This window comes from Actinospineispora acaciae DSM 45401 (genome assembly GCF_000620785.1).
Taxonomy (GTDB): domain Bacteria; phylum Actinomycetota; class Actinomycetes; order Mycobacteriales; family Pseudonocardiaceae; genus Pseudonocardia; species Pseudonocardia acaciae.
Genome location: NZ_JIAI01000007.1, coordinates 157,067 through 172,575, shown reverse-complemented (window position 1 = coordinate 172,575; position 15,509 = coordinate 157,067). Strand labels below are relative to the sequence as shown.

Annotated in this window: 15 protein-coding genes; 12 read left to right on the top strand and 3 right to left on the bottom strand. The window is 72.2% G+C overall.

Annotation, left to right across the window (positions count from 1 at the left end; translation table 11 throughout):
• Position 1: 1 nt before the first annotated feature.
• Positions 2–1,960 carry a hydantoinase B/oxoprolinase family protein gene (locus N912_RS0128790; protein WP_037067294.1) on the bottom strand — a complete coding sequence of 653 codons (1,959 nt, stop codon included), beginning with the start codon at positions 1,958–1,960 and terminating at the stop codon, positions 2–4.
• Positions 1,960–3,996 (bottom strand): hydantoinase/oxoprolinase family protein, encoded by a 2,037-nt coding sequence (locus N912_RS0128785; RefSeq protein ID WP_028925107.1) that lies wholly within the window; start codon positions 3,994–3,996, stop codon positions 1,960–1,962. Before N912_RS0128785 ends, N912_RS0128790 begins: the two co-directional genes overlap by 1 nt.
• Before the next feature lie 182 nt (positions 3,997–4,178).
• Between N912_RS0128785 and N912_RS55340 the strand changes: the two genes are divergently transcribed.
• Positions 4,179–5,372 carry a PucR family transcriptional regulator gene (locus tag N912_RS55340; RefSeq protein WP_051580936.1) on the top strand — a complete coding sequence of 398 codons (1,194 nt, stop codon included), beginning with the start codon at positions 4,179–4,181 and terminating at the stop codon, positions 5,370–5,372.
• 26 nt (positions 5,373–5,398) lie between these two features.
• On the opposite strand, the gene N912_RS0128775 is transcribed toward N912_RS55340, so the two are convergent.
• On the bottom strand, positions 5,399–6,082 hold the full coding sequence (locus tag N912_RS0128775; protein ID WP_028925106.1) for a cysteine hydrolase family protein: 684 nt from the start codon (positions 6,080–6,082) through the stop codon (positions 5,399–5,401).
• 197 nt (positions 6,083–6,279) lie between these two features.
• Here N912_RS0128775 and N912_RS65290 point away from each other — a divergent pair, with 197 nt between their 5' ends.
• From N912_RS65290 to N912_RS0128720, 11 genes are all read left to right on the top strand, one after another.
• Complete coding sequence (locus tag N912_RS65290) at positions 6,280–6,819, top strand: hypothetical protein (RefSeq protein WP_211261426.1); 540 nt, start codon at positions 6,280–6,282, stop codon at positions 6,817–6,819.
• A gap of 436 nt (positions 6,820–7,255) precedes the next feature.
• Positions 7,256–8,485: a MurT ligase domain-containing protein gene (locus tag N912_RS0128765; protein ID WP_028925105.1), complete on the top strand. Its 1,230-nt coding sequence runs from the start codon at positions 7,256–7,258 to the stop codon at positions 8,483–8,485.
• A gap of 55 nt (positions 8,486–8,540) precedes the next feature.
• Complete coding sequence (locus N912_RS0128760; protein ID WP_028925104.1) at positions 8,541–9,275, top strand: type 1 glutamine amidotransferase; 735 nt, start codon at positions 8,541–8,543, stop codon at positions 9,273–9,275.
• Positions 9,276–9,484: 209 nt separating this feature from the next.
• Entirely contained in the window at positions 9,485–10,168 is a 684-nt protein-coding gene (locus N912_RS0128755) for a GntR family transcriptional regulator (protein WP_037067122.1), read from the top strand.
• Positions 10,169–10,185: 17 nt separating this feature from the next.
• Complete coding sequence (locus N912_RS0128750) at positions 10,186–11,088, top strand: NAD(P)-dependent oxidoreductase (RefSeq protein WP_037067119.1); 903 nt, start codon at positions 10,186–10,188, stop codon at positions 11,086–11,088.
• Positions 11,088–11,732 carry a cyclase family protein gene (locus N912_RS60790; protein ID WP_051580933.1) on the top strand — a complete coding sequence of 215 codons (645 nt, stop codon included), beginning with the start codon at positions 11,088–11,090 and terminating at the stop codon, positions 11,730–11,732. Before N912_RS0128750 ends, N912_RS60790 begins: the two co-directional genes overlap by 1 nt.
• An 18-nt stretch (positions 11,733–11,750) precedes the next feature.
• A complete protein-coding gene (locus N912_RS0128740; protein WP_028925101.1) occupies positions 11,751–12,158 on the top strand; it encodes a carboxymuconolactone decarboxylase family protein in 408 nt (135 codons plus the stop codon).
• 1 nt (position 12,159) lies between these two features.
• Positions 12,160–13,503, top strand: coding sequence for an MFS transporter (locus N912_RS0128735; protein WP_028925100.1), 1,344 nt, complete (start codon positions 12,160–12,162; stop codon positions 13,501–13,503).
• Between the two features lie 163 nt (positions 13,504–13,666).
• Positions 13,667–13,909, top strand: coding sequence for a hypothetical protein (locus N912_RS0128730; RefSeq protein ID WP_156994126.1), 243 nt, complete (start codon positions 13,667–13,669; stop codon positions 13,907–13,909).
• 42 nt (positions 13,910–13,951) lie between these two features.
• On the top strand, positions 13,952–14,956 hold the full coding sequence (locus N912_RS0128725; RefSeq protein ID WP_028925098.1) for an MDR family NADP-dependent oxidoreductase: 1,005 nt from the start codon (positions 13,952–13,954) through the stop codon (positions 14,954–14,956).
• A gap of 50 nt (positions 14,957–15,006) precedes the next feature.
• Positions 15,007–15,498: a DinB family protein gene (locus N912_RS0128720; protein WP_037067286.1), complete on the top strand. Its 492-nt coding sequence runs from the start codon at positions 15,007–15,009 to the stop codon at positions 15,496–15,498.
• Positions 15,499–15,509 lie beyond the last annotated feature (11 nt).

The window sequence follows — 15,509 nt, the reverse complement described above, 5'->3', positions numbered from 1 at the left end:
TTTAGGTCCAGTGGGCGGAGGCGCGGTGGGCTATGAGGGCGCGGTACTGGCGGGTGGTGTTCTCGTGGAGCTCGCCGGTGCCCCAGTCGACGATCACGCCGTAGCGGCGGACCAGGTCGAGCATGGTCAGCTCGCCCTCGCGGTAGCGGCGGGCCACGTCGTGAGGGTCCTCTTCTAGCCAGGCTCGGCGGTCCTTGGCGATCGCGGCGCGCAGGCGGCGGGTGGCGGCCAGGTCGACGTTGTAGTCGTCCAGCTCGGGGTCCACGGCGGTGATGACCACGCCGTAGTCCTTCGCCGCGCGGTCGACCGAGACGTAGCCGTCGATCACGTCCTCCATCACGGCGGCGGGGTCGCGGGTCAGCGGGTCGCCGAGTCCGCCGCCGCCGGCCGAGGGCCTGGTGAACGAGTCGCCGGGGTGCACGGCCACGTTGGAGAAGGTGGCGCCGAGGAAGCGTTCCTCCTCGCTGCCGCGGTTGAGCCAGACGCCGTGCGGCAGCGACGGCAGCCCGCCGTCCAGGCCCCAGGTGATCGAGCGCGCCCGGTCGCAGCAGTAGGACATCACCGTGCTCTCGCAGTCGGTGAGCGTGCCGCCCTTCTCCAGCCCGCAGCCGCCCCGGAACCGGCCGGGGCCGCCGGAGTCGGTGACGATGCGGTGCGCGCTGGTCAGTACGGGGGACAGGCGCTCCTGCCCCTCCACGGGCTGCACCGCGAGCCCGGCGCCGAACAGCGGCGAGGTCGCCCCGGAGCCGTCCTTGCTGGCGCGGGCGCCCCAGCCGCCGGCCATCCAGTCGTACCACATGAAGTACGGACGCTCCGCCGTGCGCGCGTCCTTGCCGCCGACCAGCAGGTACTCCAGGTTGAACGCGCACGCCATGGCCCGCTCGGGCATCACCCGGGACCAGATCTCGAAGATGCCGTTCATCAGCTTCTCGTACGGCCCCGAGCAGAACCCGGTCACCGCGTACGGCCAGCCGGCGTTGACCACGGTGCCCTCCGGACCGATGTCGGCCTGCACCACGCGGTAGAAGCCGGAGTTCAGCGGCACCTCGGGGAAGAACGTCTTGGTGCCGGCGTAGAGCGCGGAGTGCGTGGTGCCGTAGCCGGAGTTCAGGAACGTCGCCACGGCGGGCGCGCTGCCGCTCAGGTCGTAGTGGATGCCGTCGGCGTCGATGGTCATCCTGATCTTGATCGGGACCAGGCCTTCCGGCTTGCCAGGGTCGTTGTCGATGTAGTCGACGGCCTCCCACTCGCCGCGCGGCAGCTCGGTGAGGCGGTGGCGGACCAGGCGTTCGACGTAGCTCTGCACCTCGGCCATGGCGGCCACCACGGTGTCGCGGCCGTAGCGGTCCACCAGCCGCAGGATCTCCCGCTCGCACACCGCGGTGGCCTCGGCCTGCGCGTTCAGGTCGCCCATGCTGCTGTACGGGGAGCGGGTGTTGGACACCAGCAGCTGCGCCACGTCGTGCAGGAACCTGCCGCCGTGCCAGACCCGCACCGGGGTGATCCGCAGGCCCTCGCTGAAGTGCTCCTTCGCGTTGACGTCGAACGAGCCGGGGACGTTGCCGCCGATGTCCGCCCAGTGGCCCTTGTTCTGGGCGTACCCGATGATCTCGTCACCGACGAAGATCGGACGGATGAAGCTCACGTCGTTGAAGTGGGTGCCGCCCCGGTAGGGGTCGTTGACGGCGAACACGTCGCCGGGGTTGATGTCCTCGCCGAACTCCTCGATCACGGCCTTGCACTGGAAGTGCAGGGTGCCCACGTGCACGGCGATGTCGGCGCTGCCCTGCATCACCGTGTTGCCCTCGGCGTCGCACAGCGCGGAGGAGAAGTCGCGGGCGTAGATCACGAACGAGTAGCAGGTCCGCATGATCTGCTCGCTCATCAGGTCCACGGCGGTGACGAAGGCGTTCTTGAGGACCTCGAACGTCACCGGGTCCATGTCATGGTTGTCGGCCATCACGCCTCCCCGAGGTGGATACGGATGTTCAGCCATTCGTCGACCTCGGCGCGGGTGCCCGGCGGCACGAGCGTGGTGGAGTCGAGCTGGTCGATGATCGCCGGGCCGACGATCTCGGTGCCGGCCGGCAGCTCGTCGCGCGCGTGCACCGGCGTGCCCACCCAGCCGAGCGTGTCGAAGTAGACGTCCCTGACGTGCCGGGGCGTCGGGGAGGGGCGCCTGGCCACCTCGTGCGCGGCGAACGCGGGCTTCGGGGTGGTGCCGATCGCGGTCAGCCCGAGCTGGTAGATCTCCACGGGCGTGTCGTCGCGGCGGAACGCGTACTCCCGCTCGTGCTGCTCGTGGAACAGCTGCACGGCCTCGGCCAGCGCGCCCTTGCCGCTGCCGCACCTCACCGTGAGCGAGCGCCACTGTCCCAGGTAGCGCATGGACACCATCCGTTGCAGCACGGCGTCCTCCGGCGCGACGCCCTCCTGGCGCAGCCGGGCGGTGGCCTCGGCCTCCAGGCCGGCGTACGCGGACTCGAACTCCTCCGTGTCGGCCTCGTGCGCGACCGCGCCGAACATCGCCGACAGGTCGTGGCGGATGTCCACCAGCAGGCAGCCCAGCGCGGACGTGACGCCCGGGTTCGGCGGCACGATCACGGTGGGAATGCCCAGCTCGCGGGCCACCTCGGCGCCGTGCAGCGCGCCCGCCCCGCCGAACGCCACCAGCGCGAAGTCCCTCGGGTCGTAGCCCCTTCGGATCGAGATCAGCCGCACGGCATCGGCCATGTTCGCGTTCGCCACCTTGAGGATGGCGCTGGCCGCCTGCTCCAGGTCCAGCCCGAGCCGGCCGGCCACCCCGCCCAGGATGGCCTTCTCGGCCAGCTCCGGGCGCAGCATCTTGGCGCCGCCGGCCAGCGAGGTGCCCAGCCGGTTGAGTGCCAGGTTGGCGTCGGAGTTGGTGGCCTGGGTGCCGCCCGCGCCGTAACAGGCAGGGCCGGGGTCCGCGCCCGCCGACTGCGGGCCGTTGCGCAGCGAGCCGGCCTCGTCGATGTGGGCGATGGAGCCGCCGCCGGCGCCGATGGTGAGCACCTCGATGGACGGGAAGATGATCGGGTAGCCGTACTCCACCGACCACTCCTTGGTCACGCGCAGCTCGCCGCCGTGCACCAGCGAGATGTCCGTGCTGGTCCCGCCCATGTCCAGGCCGATCGCGTTGGCGAACCCGCACTGCGCGGCGACGTGCCGAGCCGCGATGGCGCCGGCCGCGATGCCGGACGCGGCCAGCCGCACCGGGTAGCGCTCGGCCATCTTCGGGGTCATCGAGCCGCCGCCGGAGTGCAGCAGCAACAGGTCCCCGGCGTAGCCACCGTCCTCCAGGTTCTCCGCGAGCCGGCCGACGTACCCGCTGACCAGCGGCGCGAGCACCGCGTTGGCCACCGTGGTGGCGAACCTGTCGTGCTCGAAGATCTCCGGCAGGATCTCCGCGCTGGTGGACACCGCCACCCCGGGCAGCTCCTCCTCCAGGATCTCCCGCATCCGGATCTCGTGCGCCGGGTTGACGTAGGAGTTCACGAAGCACACCGCGACCGTCTGCGCGCCCCTCCTGCCGAGCAGCCGGGCCACCCGGCGGGCCTCGTCCTCGTCCAGCGAGGTGACGACCTGGCCGGAGTAGTCGATGCGCTCGGTGACCTCGAAGCGGTCCCGGCGGCGGATGTAGGGCGGCGCCACGTCCTGGTAGGCGTCCCAGAGGTCGTCCTTGGTGCCGTCCCGGATCTCGATCACGTCCCGGAACCCGGTGGTGGTGACCATCGCCGCCGGCCGGAAGTTCCTGGTGATCAGCGCGTTGGTGGCCACCGTGCTGCCGTGCGAGAACAGCGTGACCTCGGACAGGTCGACCTCGGCGCGGTCCACCCCGTCCAGCACCGCGCGCATCGGGTCGTCCGGGGTGGAGGGCACCTTGGTGACGCGGACCTCGCGGCTGGCCTCGTCGAAGATGCACACGTCGGTGAAGGTGCCGCCGACGTCGACGGCGACGCGCTGTCTGGCCATTTCTGTCCTCAGTCCGTTCTTCGGATGTTCCGGCGGATGCAGGAGTGAAAGCCGCGAGCGGCTGGCTGCAGACTGTGCACCACGGCGGCCGGCCGGTCATTGTGAGAACTCTTAATGGTGACTGATAAGGCTGTACGGTTGGACAAATCACGCCCGCATCATGTTGCCCTGGAGCATCGGACATGAGCCGCACCAAGGTCGATCCGCCGAGCGGGCATTCTTCGGAGATCGACAGGCTGCGCCGCACGGTGTGGCTGCAGAACGACCTGCTGCAGGCGCTCGCCGCCGAGGACCCGGTGAAGGCGCTGGTCAACCGGCTGGCCACGTTGGCGCGCGGGGCCGCCGTGCTGTACCAGAGCTCCGGGCGGGTGATCGCCTCCACCGGCCAGGGGCCGCTGCGGCTGATCTGGGAGGAGATCACCGCGCGGGAGCTGGCGCCGCAGCGGTTCGCGGTCGGCAGGTGGGCGGTGGCCACCCGGCCGTTCCTGCTGCGCGGCTCCGGGTTCCGGCTGGCGGTGGCGTCCCGGGGGCACGCGCTGCTCGACGACCTGGGCCCGGAGCTGCTGCAGACCGCCGAGCACGTGCTGGCCGCCGCGAACGCGGTGCGCGCGCTGACCATGAGCCAGGAGCGGGCGGAGGCGGGGCGGCTGGTCTGGACGCTCTACGCGGGCACCCCGGCGTCACGGGTCCGGCAGACCTGGGACCGGCTGCGGCGGTTCCGGTTCCGGGTGGGCGGCGGGCTGCGGGTGGTCGCGGCCAGCCCGGTCGACCCCGAGGCCGACCACCGCCGCACCGCGGACCTGCTGCTGGAGGAGGCGCACACCCGCCAGCTCGGGCTGATCGTGTCCGAGGAGCACGACCCGGACGACCTGGAGACCCCGCTGACCGCCGTGCTCGCCGACGACCCGGCCGCGGCGGACTGGCTGGAGCTGCTCGGCGGCACCCACCTGGTCGGGGTCAGCGGCCCGTTCGCCGACCTCACCACCGGCCCCAGCTACTTCCGGGAGGCGATCACCGCGTGGCGGGTGGCGACCCGGCGCCACGACAGGGGTAGCGGGGAGCGCGTGGTCCGGCTCGACGAGGTCGACTTCGCCACCTGGCTGCTCACCCGCCGCGACGACGCCCAGGTCGCCGCGCGCTTCGAGCGGCACTTCGGCGCGCTGGTCAAGGCGGCCGACCTGACCGAGACGGTGATCAGGTACCTGGCCTGTGACCAGGACGTCAAGCGGACCGCCGAGCTGATGTTCGTACACCCGAACACGGTCCGCTACCGGCTGCACAAGGTGGAGCAGCTGCTCGGCGCGCCGATCGCCTCGCCCCGGCTGATCGCCAACCTGTACCTGGCGTTCCAGGACGACGTGCTCGCGCTGAGCTAACGCTCGCCCGCGAGTCGGGGATTTTGTCAGGGTGAGTCGCGGATTTCGTCAGACCCCGAGCCGCGCGGGAACCCGGCGAGCAGCGCTGTGACGGCTTCCTCCGCCGTGCAGCGGTACGACATCAGGGAGTAGTCGAGGCTGGCCAGCGAGCGCTCGGCGGCCGGCTGCTCGACCACGCCGCAGGCGTCGGTGACCACCACGGGCAGCAGCCCCAGGTCGGCGGCGTGCCGGGCGGTGGGCTCGATGCCGATCTCCAGCACGGCCCCGACCAGCAGCAGCGTGGTGATCCCCCGGTCGCGCAGCACCGCCTCCAGCGGGGTGCCGACGAACGCGGACATGCCGAGCTTGTCGAACACCGGCTCGCCGGCCACCGGTGCCAGCTCGTCGGCGATCTGGGCGTGCGGGGCGTCCGGCGGGAACGGCGAGACCACCTTGTTCGGGTCGTCCAGCCGCTGCCAGGCCATCGCCGTGCGCAGCGCGGCCACCCCCATGTGCGTGACCGGCACCGAGACGTGCCGCACGTACAGCACCGGCACCCCGGCCACGCGCGCCGCGTCCAGCACCGACCTGGTCCGTTCCACCAACCCCTCCCGGTCCTGGACGTGGGCGAGGATGCCCACCTGTGGGTCGTACACCAGGACCGCGGCCCGGTCCGGGCGGCACATCTCCGCCACCGTCTCGGGCACCTCGACACCGTGAGCTCGCTGCATGGACCACAGCTTGCCCGACGACCCGTGAGCGGCGAGGGGTGCCATAGCGCCTCCTGCCACTCACGGCTTCGGCGTGCGATCCCGTATAACTCCGGAATGCTGCTAACGCGATAGGTCGCGCGGCCGTTAATCCTCGCGTGCGGAGGCCTCAGGGACGGGCCTCACGATCGAGGGGATTCCAGATGCGGGTTCGCGCGGTGACGGCTGCCGTGGGGCTGATGGTGCTCGCGTTACTGAGCGGGGCGGGGGTGGCGACGGCCGCGCCGATCGACGACGACGCCGACGACACCTCGGGCGGCTCCTCGTACGGCTCGACGTACGGCCCTTCGCACGATCCTTCATACGGCCCCTCACGCGGTCCTTCGTACGGCCCCTCACGCGGTCCCTCGTACGGCCCGTCGCGCGGCACGTGGGCCGAGCGGCCCGCGCCGCCGTCCAGCACCGCGCCGGCGCCGGCCACCCCGTCCCAGGGCGACGACGGGCAGCGGCCGAGCATCAAGGCCCAGGTGAAGGGGGCGGCGCGGCCGGGGGAGACGGTGCGGATCAACACCTTCTGCGTGTCCTCGCCGTCCGCGCTGCGGGCGTCCGGGCCGTTCACGCTCGAGAGCACCTCGCCGGGTTGGGGCAGCTTCACCACCCTCGGCAAGGTGAACCGGGACGCCAGGGGCGGCGCGGTGCGGGTCGACATGGTGTGCGGCGGCACTACGGTGAGCGACTCGTTCTCCATCAAGAACTGAGCCCGTGCGCTCCCGGGCCGGTCGCCCCGGGGGTGGCTATTGCCGGCGTTCGGCGTCGGCGGAGCCACCCCCGTCAGTTGTCGGGTCGGCAGGCTACGGACGGCGGGGTTTGCTGGCAATGGTCTCAGTCGACGTTACCTAGCGCGGGTCGCTGACCTGGGGCGATGCCGGTGGGACTAGACTTTGCTCACGCCGCGCGCCCGGGTTCCGGGCGTCGCCCGATCGGGATCGAGTCGTTAACAATGTGCGTTTCCTATGAATTCTGATGAGATGAGCCCGTGTTGGGTGTCGGCGTTGTCCTCCCGCGTCGCGGCCTGGGCGCTGACGAATGAGGTGGACCACGAAAACGTCGGAAGTTGCCGAGTCCTTGCCGCCCCGGGTTGAGAGCCGGTCGGCCGGTGAGCGTTCGACGCCGGGGTGGTGGTGTGACCTCTCGGTGCGGGCGGGGCTGGCCGTGGCCAAGCTGTCCCGCTGGGCCGGTCGCGGCAGCGGGTCGATCATCGGCGGGCGGGTGACGCTGGCGATGCAGCCCGACGCGCTGCGGCGGCTCTCGGCCGGCCGCCGGGTGGTGCTGGTGTCGGGTACGAACGGCAAGACGACCACGAGCCACATGGTGGCCGCCGCGCTGCGCACCCAGGGCGCGGTGGCGCACAACTCGTCGGGTTCGAACATGGCCGACGGGGCGGTGGCGGCGCTGGCCGAGGACCGGGGCGCCGGGCGGGCGGTGCTGGAGGTCGACGAGCTGCACGTGGCGTCGGTGGCGCGGCAGTCGAGGCCGGTGGCGATCGTGCTGCTCAACCTGTCCCGCGACCAGCTCGACCGGGCCAGCGAGGTCCGCAAGACGGCCGCCACGATCGGCTCCGCGCTCGCCGAGCTGCCGGACACCACCGTGATCGCCAACGCGGACGACCCGATGACCGTCTGGGCCGCCGACCAGGCCGCCGGCAAGGTGGTGTGGGTGGCGGCCGGGGCGGCCTGGCGGGAGGACACGCTGACCTGCCCGCGCTGTGGCCGGGTGATGAGCTGGTCGGCGGTGGGCTGGCGCTGCGAGTGCGGGCTGGCGCAGCCGAAGCCGGACTGGTGGCTGAGCGAGGACGGTGACGACGCCGGCCTGACCGAGGCGGGGACCGAGGCGCGGACCGACAAGTCGGCGACGCCGCTGTCGATCGGGCTGCCCGGGCAGTTCAACCGGGCGAACGCGCTGATGGCGCTGGCCGCCGCGGACCACGAACGGGTACCGGCTGGCGAGGCGGCCGAGGCGATCGGCCGGCTGGACAACGTGGCGGGGCGCTACTCCAGCGTGACGCTCGGCGCGCGCACCCTGCGGCTGTTGCTGGCCAAGAACCCGGCGGGCTGGGCGGCGACGCTGTCCATGCTCACCCCCGGGCGCCCGCTGCTGATCGTGGTGAACGCCCGCGAGGCCGACGGACGGGACACCTCCTGGCTGTGGGACGTGGACTTCGCGGCGCTCGGCGAGCGGCCGCTCGCGGCCAGCGGGGAGCGGGCCGCCGACCTGGGGGTGCGGCTGAGCTACGCCGACCTGGCGCACCACACCGCCCCGGATCCGCTCGAGGCGCTCACCGAGCTGCCCGAGGGGGAGGTCGACGTGGTCGCCAACTACACGGCCTTCTACGCCCTGCGGCGCCGCCTGGGCGCGGCCCGCTGAGGTGAGGCGTGACCATGAACACCGCCTGCGCGGACGGAGCGTGAGGGACCCTGTCATGCCCGATCAGCAGACCAACAACTCCGGGTCGGAGATCACCATCGGGCTGATCCTGCCCGACGTGCTCGGCACCTACGCCGACTCCGGCAACGCCACGGTGCTCGCCCAGCGGCTGCGCTGGCGCGGCATCCCGGCGCGCATCCTGCACTGCACCGCCGAGGAGGAGCCGCCGACCAGCTGCGACATCTACCTGCTCGGCGGCGGCGAGGACGTCGCCCAGCTGTTCGCGGCCAGCTGGCTGCGCCGCCACACCGGGCTGTGCCGCGCCATCGCCGAGACCGGGGTGACCCTGGCGGTCTGCGCGGGCCTGCAGATCCTGGGCCGGACCATGACGAACATGGACGGCTCCGAGCACCCCGGGGCCGGCCTGCTGGACATCACCACCCGCCCCCGCCGCCACCGCGCGACCGGTCACATCGTCACCGACTGCCACGTCCCCGGGGTGGGCCGGCTGGTCGGCTTCGAGAACCACCGGGGCGCCACCACGCTGGGCGCCGGCGCCCGCCCGCTCGGCCAGGTGGTGTCCGGGATCGGCAACGGGACCGGCGGCGGCCCGGGCCGCAAGTCACCGGAGGGCGCCTGCACCGACCGGATCATCGGCACCTACCTGCACGGCCCGGTGCTCGCCCGCAACCCCGCCCTGGCCGACCACATCCTCACCCGCGCCACCGGCCAGCCCCTGCCGGACCTCGACGTCCCCGACCAGGCCGCCCTCCGCGCCACCTACCTCTGACCCGACCCGTGAGTGGCTAGGGCCGTCATAGCGGCCCTAGCCACTCACGGCTTCTGACCTGCGGATACGTTTCCGGCGAAGCGCGCGAACGCGCAAAACGCCTGCTCAAGACCCGTGAGTGGTTAGCGTTGTCATAGCAACGCTAACCACTCACGGGTTCTGAGCTGCGGCGTTGCGTGCGCGCTCATACCGTATTACGGTCGGACGGTATGAGGGCTGAGTTGCGGCGGGAAGCCGCGCCGCTGCGGCAGCAGGTGGTCGAGCTGCTGCGCGCGGCGATCGTGGGCTTCGACTTCCAGCCGGGGGAGCGGTTGGTCGAGCGGGTGCTGTGCGAGCGGTACGCGGTGAGCCGGACGGTGGTCAGGGAGGCGCTGCGTCAGCTGGAGTCCGAGGGCCTGGTGGCGCTGGTACCGAACCGGGGGCCGGTGGTCGCGGTGCTCACCGAGGCGGATGCGGCGGCGCTGTACGAGGTCAGGGCGGTGTTGGAGGCGCTGGCCGGGCGGTCGTTCGCCGAGCGCGCGACGGCGGAGCAGCGGGCGGGGCTCAAGCGGCGGCTCGCGCAGGTGCGGGCGGCCCTGCGCGACGGTGAGCTGGCCACGGTGCTCGCGGCGAAGGACGGTTTCTACGACGCGCTGCTGGACGGCGCGGGCAACGACGTCATCCGTACCACGCTGCGCGGGGTGCACGCCCGGATCAGCCTGCTGCGCGGCCTGACGCTGCAGGCACCCGGCCGCGCGCCGCACACCGAGCGGGAGCTGGCCGCGATCACGGCCGCCGCGCTGGCCGGTGACGGCGACGCGGCATGGGCGGCGTGCGAGGCGCACGTGCGGTCGGCCGCCGCCGTCGCCATGGAGCAGCTGCGGACCCGGCAGGGGGAGGAGGGAACCGCGTGAGCGAGGCGGGTGTTCCAGTGAGCAGGGTGTTGTTCGTCGGGTTGGGCGTGATGGGGCTGCCGATGGCCCGGCACGTGGCGGCCAGCGGCGAGTTCGAGCTGGTGGTGCACGACGTGGACGCCGGCAGGGCCGCGGAGTTCGTCGCGGCGGACCCGGTGGCGGCGGCCGGGAGCGCGGACGTGGTGGTCCTGATGCTGCCCGGCAGCGACGTCGTGGAGCGGGTGCTGGTCGGCGACGGGCTGCTGGCGGCGGTACGGGCGGGCGCCGTGATCGTGGACATGAGCTCGTCGCGGCCGGCGAGCACCGTCGCGCTGGCCGAGCGGGCCGCCGCGCGCGGCGTCGGGTACGTCGACGCCCCGGTCTCCGGCGGCCAGGTCAAGGCGGTCAGCGGCGAGCTGTCGATCATGGTCGGTGGCGCGGCGGAGGCCGTCGAGCGGGTCCGTCCGCTGCTGGAGACGATGGGCACGACGATCATGCCGACCGGCCCGGTCGGGTCCGGGCACGCGGTCAAGGCGCTGAACAACCTGCTGTCCGCGATCGGCATCGCCGGCGCGGCCGAGGTGCTCACCACCGGCGCGAAGTTCGGCCTGGACCCGAAGGTGATGCTCGACGTCATCAACGCCTCCACCGGCCGCAACCAGGCCACCCAGGTCAAGTTCGAGCCCTACGTCCTGTCCGGCACGTTCGACGCCGGGTTCGCGCTGCGGCTGATGGTCAAGGACCTGCGGACCGCGCTGGAGATCGCCGAGGACACCGCCACCCCCACCCCCGTGGCACACGCCGTCGTCGAAGCGGCCGCCGCAACCCTGGCCGCCAACCAGGACCCCGGCGCCGACCACACCCTGCTGGCCCGCTGGATAGCCGCCAACGCGGGCGTGGACCTGCACGAAGCCACCCAACGCGCGGCAAAGGGGGCCTGATGAGCACCGTGATCGACCTGTCCCAGGCCTACTACGAGGGCATGCCGCACGCCACCACGATCCCGGCGCCGTCGTTCCGCCCGGTCCGCACCATGGAGGAGCACGGCCTGCGCTGCCTGGAGCTGCGGATGCCGATCCACCTCGGCACCCACCTGGACGCCCCGTCGCACTTCATCGCCGACGGCGCCACGATCGACCAGGTCCCGCCGTCCACGCTGATCGGCCCGGCGGTGTGCGTCTCGGTGGACAAACCCGCCGACCAGCCGATCGAGATCGCCGACCTGGAAGCCGCCGACGCCCGACCGGGCGACGCCCTGCTGATCCGCACCGGCTGGGACGAGCTGTTCACCGACCCCGGCTACCTGCACCACCCCTACCTGTCCGTACCCGCGGCCGAATGGATAGTGCGCCGAGGCTTCCGCCTGGTCGGGGTGGACACGGTCACCCCCGAACTACCCGGCGACCTGCGTCCCACCGGCTACCCGTGCCCGGTGCACACCACGCTGCTCGGCGCCGGCGTCCTCATCCTGGAGAACCTGGTCCTCCGCGAGGTGACGAACACCCGGTTCACCCTCGTCGTAGGCGCGCTGAAGATCGTCGGCGGCGACGGCTCGCCGGCCCGCGTACTCGCCCTGCCCGTCTGACCGGAAAGGAACACGCACGTGAGCGAAGCCCAGGAGTACATCGACGACATGGCCCGCAAGCGCGGCTACGTCCTCGACTACCACAAGGTCATGGCCAGCCAGGACTTCCCGATGCTCCAGGCGGCGAACGGCCTGGTCAGCGCGGCCTACCTGGAGCAGCGGACGCTGGACCGCAAGACCAAGGAGCTGATCTTCATCGTCAGCCTGACGGTGATGCGCGCGTCCAAGGGCCACATCCAGAGCCACATCCGGGTCGCGCTGGACCTCGGCCTGACCCCGAGGGAGATCCTGGAGGCGATCGAGATCAGCCTGCCCGAGGCCGGGATCGTCGCGTTCCAGACCGGCTTCGACGCCTGGCGCGAGGTGGTCGGCGCCGAGGGGCTGGAGCCGACGGTCGCCGTCCACGAGGGCGGCTCGGGCGGATGACATGACCGAGATCGACACCGGCCGGACCACGGAGGCGATGTCGCCGGACGCGCGCAAGGCGGTGTTCGGCGCCTGGTTCGGGTTCGTCGTCGACATGTTCGACGTGTACCTGCCGATCGTGGCGCTGGCCCCGGCGATGGCGTACTTCGAGCCCAAGGGCCTGTCCCCGGGCGCGGCCGCGGTGATCGCGGCGGCGATCTTCACCGCCACGCTGATCGGCCGCCCGGTCGGGGCCATCGTGTTCGGCCATTTCGCGGACCGGATCGGGCGGCGGCGCACCGCGATCGTGTCGGTGCTCGGGTTCGGGGTGACCACCCTGGTGATCGCCTGCCTGCCCGGCCACCAGGCCTGGGGCGTCTGGGCGATCGTGGCGCTGATCGCGCTGCGGTTCGTCGACGGGGTGTTCCTCGGCGGCGAGTACACCAGCGCCACCCCGCTGGCCCTGGAGTACAGCCCGCGCCGGCGGCGGGGGATCGTCGGCGGGTTCATCGTGTCCGGGTACCCGCTGGCCTACTGCCTGGTCGCGATCATCACCTACCTGCTGCTGCGGGTGCTGCCGGCTAACGGGCCGGACTCGCCGTACGTGCAGTGGGGCTGGCGGATCCCGTTCGTGATCGGCGCGCTGCTCGCCTTCGTGTTCGTGGCCTGGTTCGTCAGGTCGGTGCGCGAGTCGGAGTCGTGGGCCGGCTCGGAGAAGGCCCGGCGCCCGCTCGTGGACCTGTTCACCGGGTCCAACCTGCGCGGGCTGGCGCAGGTGTTCGTCCTGATGACCGGCGTCTGGCTGACCCTGAACATGATGTCCGCCGTGCTGCCCGGCCTGCTCACCTCCGCGCTCGGGCTGACCAGCTCCACCACCACCGGGCTGCTGATCATCGTCTACGCCGTGCTGGTGGGCGCCTACGCCGGCGGCGGCGCGCTGAGCCAGCACACCGGGCGGCGGCGCTACCTGATGGGCTCCGGCGTGCTGATCGCGACGCTGGTGCCGGTCGGCTACGGCGTGATCGTGTCCGGGTCGGTGGGCTCGCTGGTGGGGCTCGCGGTGCTGTTGATCGTGGTGAACATCCTGGCGCTGTCCATGTGGGGCGCGGTGACCCCGTACATCAACGAGCGGTTCGCCACCAGCGTGCGCGCCTCCGGCTTCGGCGTCGGCTACAGCCTGGCCGTGATCGTGCCGTCCTTCTACGCCTTCTACCAGAACGGCCTGGCCGCGTTCGTTCCCCCGCGCTACACGGCGTTGGTGCTGCTGGTGCTGGCGGGGCTGTTGGTGTTCACCGGCGCCGCGATCGGCCCAGAGACCCGTGACGTACGGATGGGTGCCTCAGGGCACGCTGGACCGAACGCCTGAATCGCACACCCCCGATCGGGCGGACCCGAAACGACACGCCGAGCGCCGAGTATTCCGAGGCCTGACTGGGTACTCGGCACAGCGGTGTGTGTTTCCCGACCTCGGGCCGCGGGTCGGTCCAGCGATCAGGAGGATTCGTGTGATGGCCGGTGAGCATCGGATCGTGAGCGATCAGCCTCAGGAACTGCACGCGGAGCTGTGGTCAGCGCTGGCCAGCAACGCCGTGCTCCTGGGCGTCTCGCCCGAAGCGCGGTCACAACTGCTGCGCGAGCGAGCCGGGCTGTGGGATCGACTCGCCGCCGTGAGCACACCGGCCTGTGGCCAGGCCTACCGCACCGCCGCCGCCCAGTGCCTCGCCGAGTCCAGCGGGACCGCCACAGTGGGGGCCGTCCCGGCCGCCCGATAAACGCCACAGTCCTCGGCGTGTCGCGGGCTACGCTCCGCGGACATGCCCCCGACCACTCATCGCGAGGTCCGGCTCGCCGCCGCGCGCCCGAACACGGGCCCGGTGGGTCCCGAGCACTTCGAGATCGTCGACGCGCCGGTCGGGTCGCCGGGCCTCGGGCAGGTGCTGGTGCGCAACACCCACCTGGCGATGCGCCCGCTGATGCGGTCGCTCATGGCGGGCACCCGGCTGCCGGTGCCGCCATACGTACCCGGCGAGGTGATGTGGGGCCCGGCCGCCGGCGAGGTGGTCGAGGGCACCGCCGAGCTGCCGGCGGGCACGCCGGTGGCGCACGTCCAGGGCTGGCGGGAGTACGCGGTGTGCCCGGCCGACCGGGTGCGGGTGGTGCCGGAAGGGGCCGATCCGGTCGGCCAGCTCGTGCAGGCCGACACCGCGTACGTGGGGCTGGTCGGGATAGCGGGGGTGCGCGAGGGGGACACGGTGTTCGTGTCCAGCGCGGCGGGCTCGGTGGGCACCATGGTGGGCCAGATCGCGCGGCTCAGGGGCGCCGGTCGGGTGGTGGGCAGCGCGGGGTCGGCGCGCAAGGTCCGGTGGCTGGTCGACGAGCTGGGCTTCGACGCGGCGTTCGACCACCGCGAAGGGCCGGTCGCGGCGCGGCTGGCCGAGGCGGCGCCGGACGGCATCGACGTGTACTTCGACAACGTGGGCGGCGAGCAGTTGCAAGCGGCCGTGGAGCTGGCCAGGCCGGGCGCCCGGATCGCGCTGTGCGGGGCGCTGTCCGGCCAGCTCGGCGAGGGGGCCGACGACACCGCGCCGGTGCTGCTGGACAGCCTGGTGCTGCAGTCCAGGCAGATCACCGTGCGCGGGTTCGTCACCAGCGCCAACCCCGAGCTGCAGCGCGAGGGCCTGCGCGAGGTCACGCGGTGGCTGCGGCGCGGCGAGATCACCGTGCCGGTGCGGCGGTTCCAGGGGTTGGACGAGGCGCCGCGCGCGCTGCTGGAGCTGCTGCGGGGCGAGCACCTGGGCAACGTCATCGTCGAGCTGTAGGGCCGTCGGTGCCCGCTGGCATGATGCCGATCGTGACCACCGAACGGCCGATGCCGCCGCTGAACGCCGACGAGCGCGAGACCCTGGAGAGCTGGCTGGACTTCTACCGCGCCACGCTGGCCGTCAAGTGCGAAGGGCTCACCGAGGAGCAGCTGCGCACCGCCTCGGTGCCGCCCTCGCCGCTGACCCTGCTCGGGCTGGTGCGGCACATGGCCGAGGTCGAGCGGAACTGGTTCCGCCGCGTCCTGGTCGGCGAGGACGCGCCACCGATCTACGACCCGGAGGCCGACCCGAACGGCCACGACGGCGGTTTCGACCTGGACGACGACGCCCGCTTCGGCAGCGCGCGCAAGACCTGGGAGGCCGAGATCGAGCGGGGCCGCGAGCACGCCGCCGCGCGGCGGCTGGACCAGACCAGCCCGTTCCTCGGCGGGCAGGTCACCCTCCGGTGGATCTACACGCACATGATCGCGGAGTATGCCCGCCACAACGGCCACGCCGACCTGATCCGGGAACGAATAGACGGCGTCACCGGCGTCTGAGCGGGGGAAAT

What these genes read in the sequence shown, in the direction of transcription:
- N912_RS0128790 (WP_037067294.1), bottom strand. Translation starts at nt 1,960, where the DNA reads ATGGCCGACAACCATGACATGGACCCGGTGACGTTCGAGGTCCTCAAG.
- N912_RS0128785 (WP_028925107.1), bottom strand. Translation starts at nt 3,996, where the DNA reads ATGGCCAGACAGCGCGTCGCCGTCGACGTCGGCGGCACCTTCACCGAC.
- N912_RS55340 (WP_051580936.1), top strand. Translation starts at nt 4,179, where the DNA reads ATGAGCCGCACCAAGGTCGATCCGCCGAGCGGGCATTCTTCGGAGATC.
- N912_RS0128775 (WP_028925106.1), bottom strand. Translation starts at nt 6,082, where the DNA reads ATGCAGCGAGCTCACGGTGTCGAGGTGCCCGAGACGGTGGCGGAGATG.
- N912_RS0128760 (WP_028925104.1), top strand. Translation starts at nt 8,541, where the DNA reads ATGCCCGATCAGCAGACCAACAACTCCGGGTCGGAGATCACCATCGGG.
- N912_RS0128755 (WP_037067122.1), top strand. Translation starts at nt 9,485, where the DNA reads ATGAGGGCTGAGTTGCGGCGGGAAGCCGCGCCGCTGCGGCAGCAGGTG.
- N912_RS60790 (WP_051580933.1), top strand. Translation starts at nt 11,088, where the DNA reads ATGAGCACCGTGATCGACCTGTCCCAGGCCTACTACGAGGGCATGCCG.
- N912_RS0128735 (WP_028925100.1), top strand. Translation starts at nt 12,160, where the DNA reads ATGACCGAGATCGACACCGGCCGGACCACGGAGGCGATGTCGCCGGAC.
- N912_RS0128725 (WP_028925098.1), top strand. Translation starts at nt 13,952, where the DNA reads ATGCCCCCGACCACTCATCGCGAGGTCCGGCTCGCCGCCGCGCGCCCG.
- N912_RS0128720 (WP_037067286.1), top strand. Translation starts at nt 15,007, where the DNA reads ATGCCGCCGCTGAACGCCGACGAGCGCGAGACCCTGGAGAGCTGGCTG.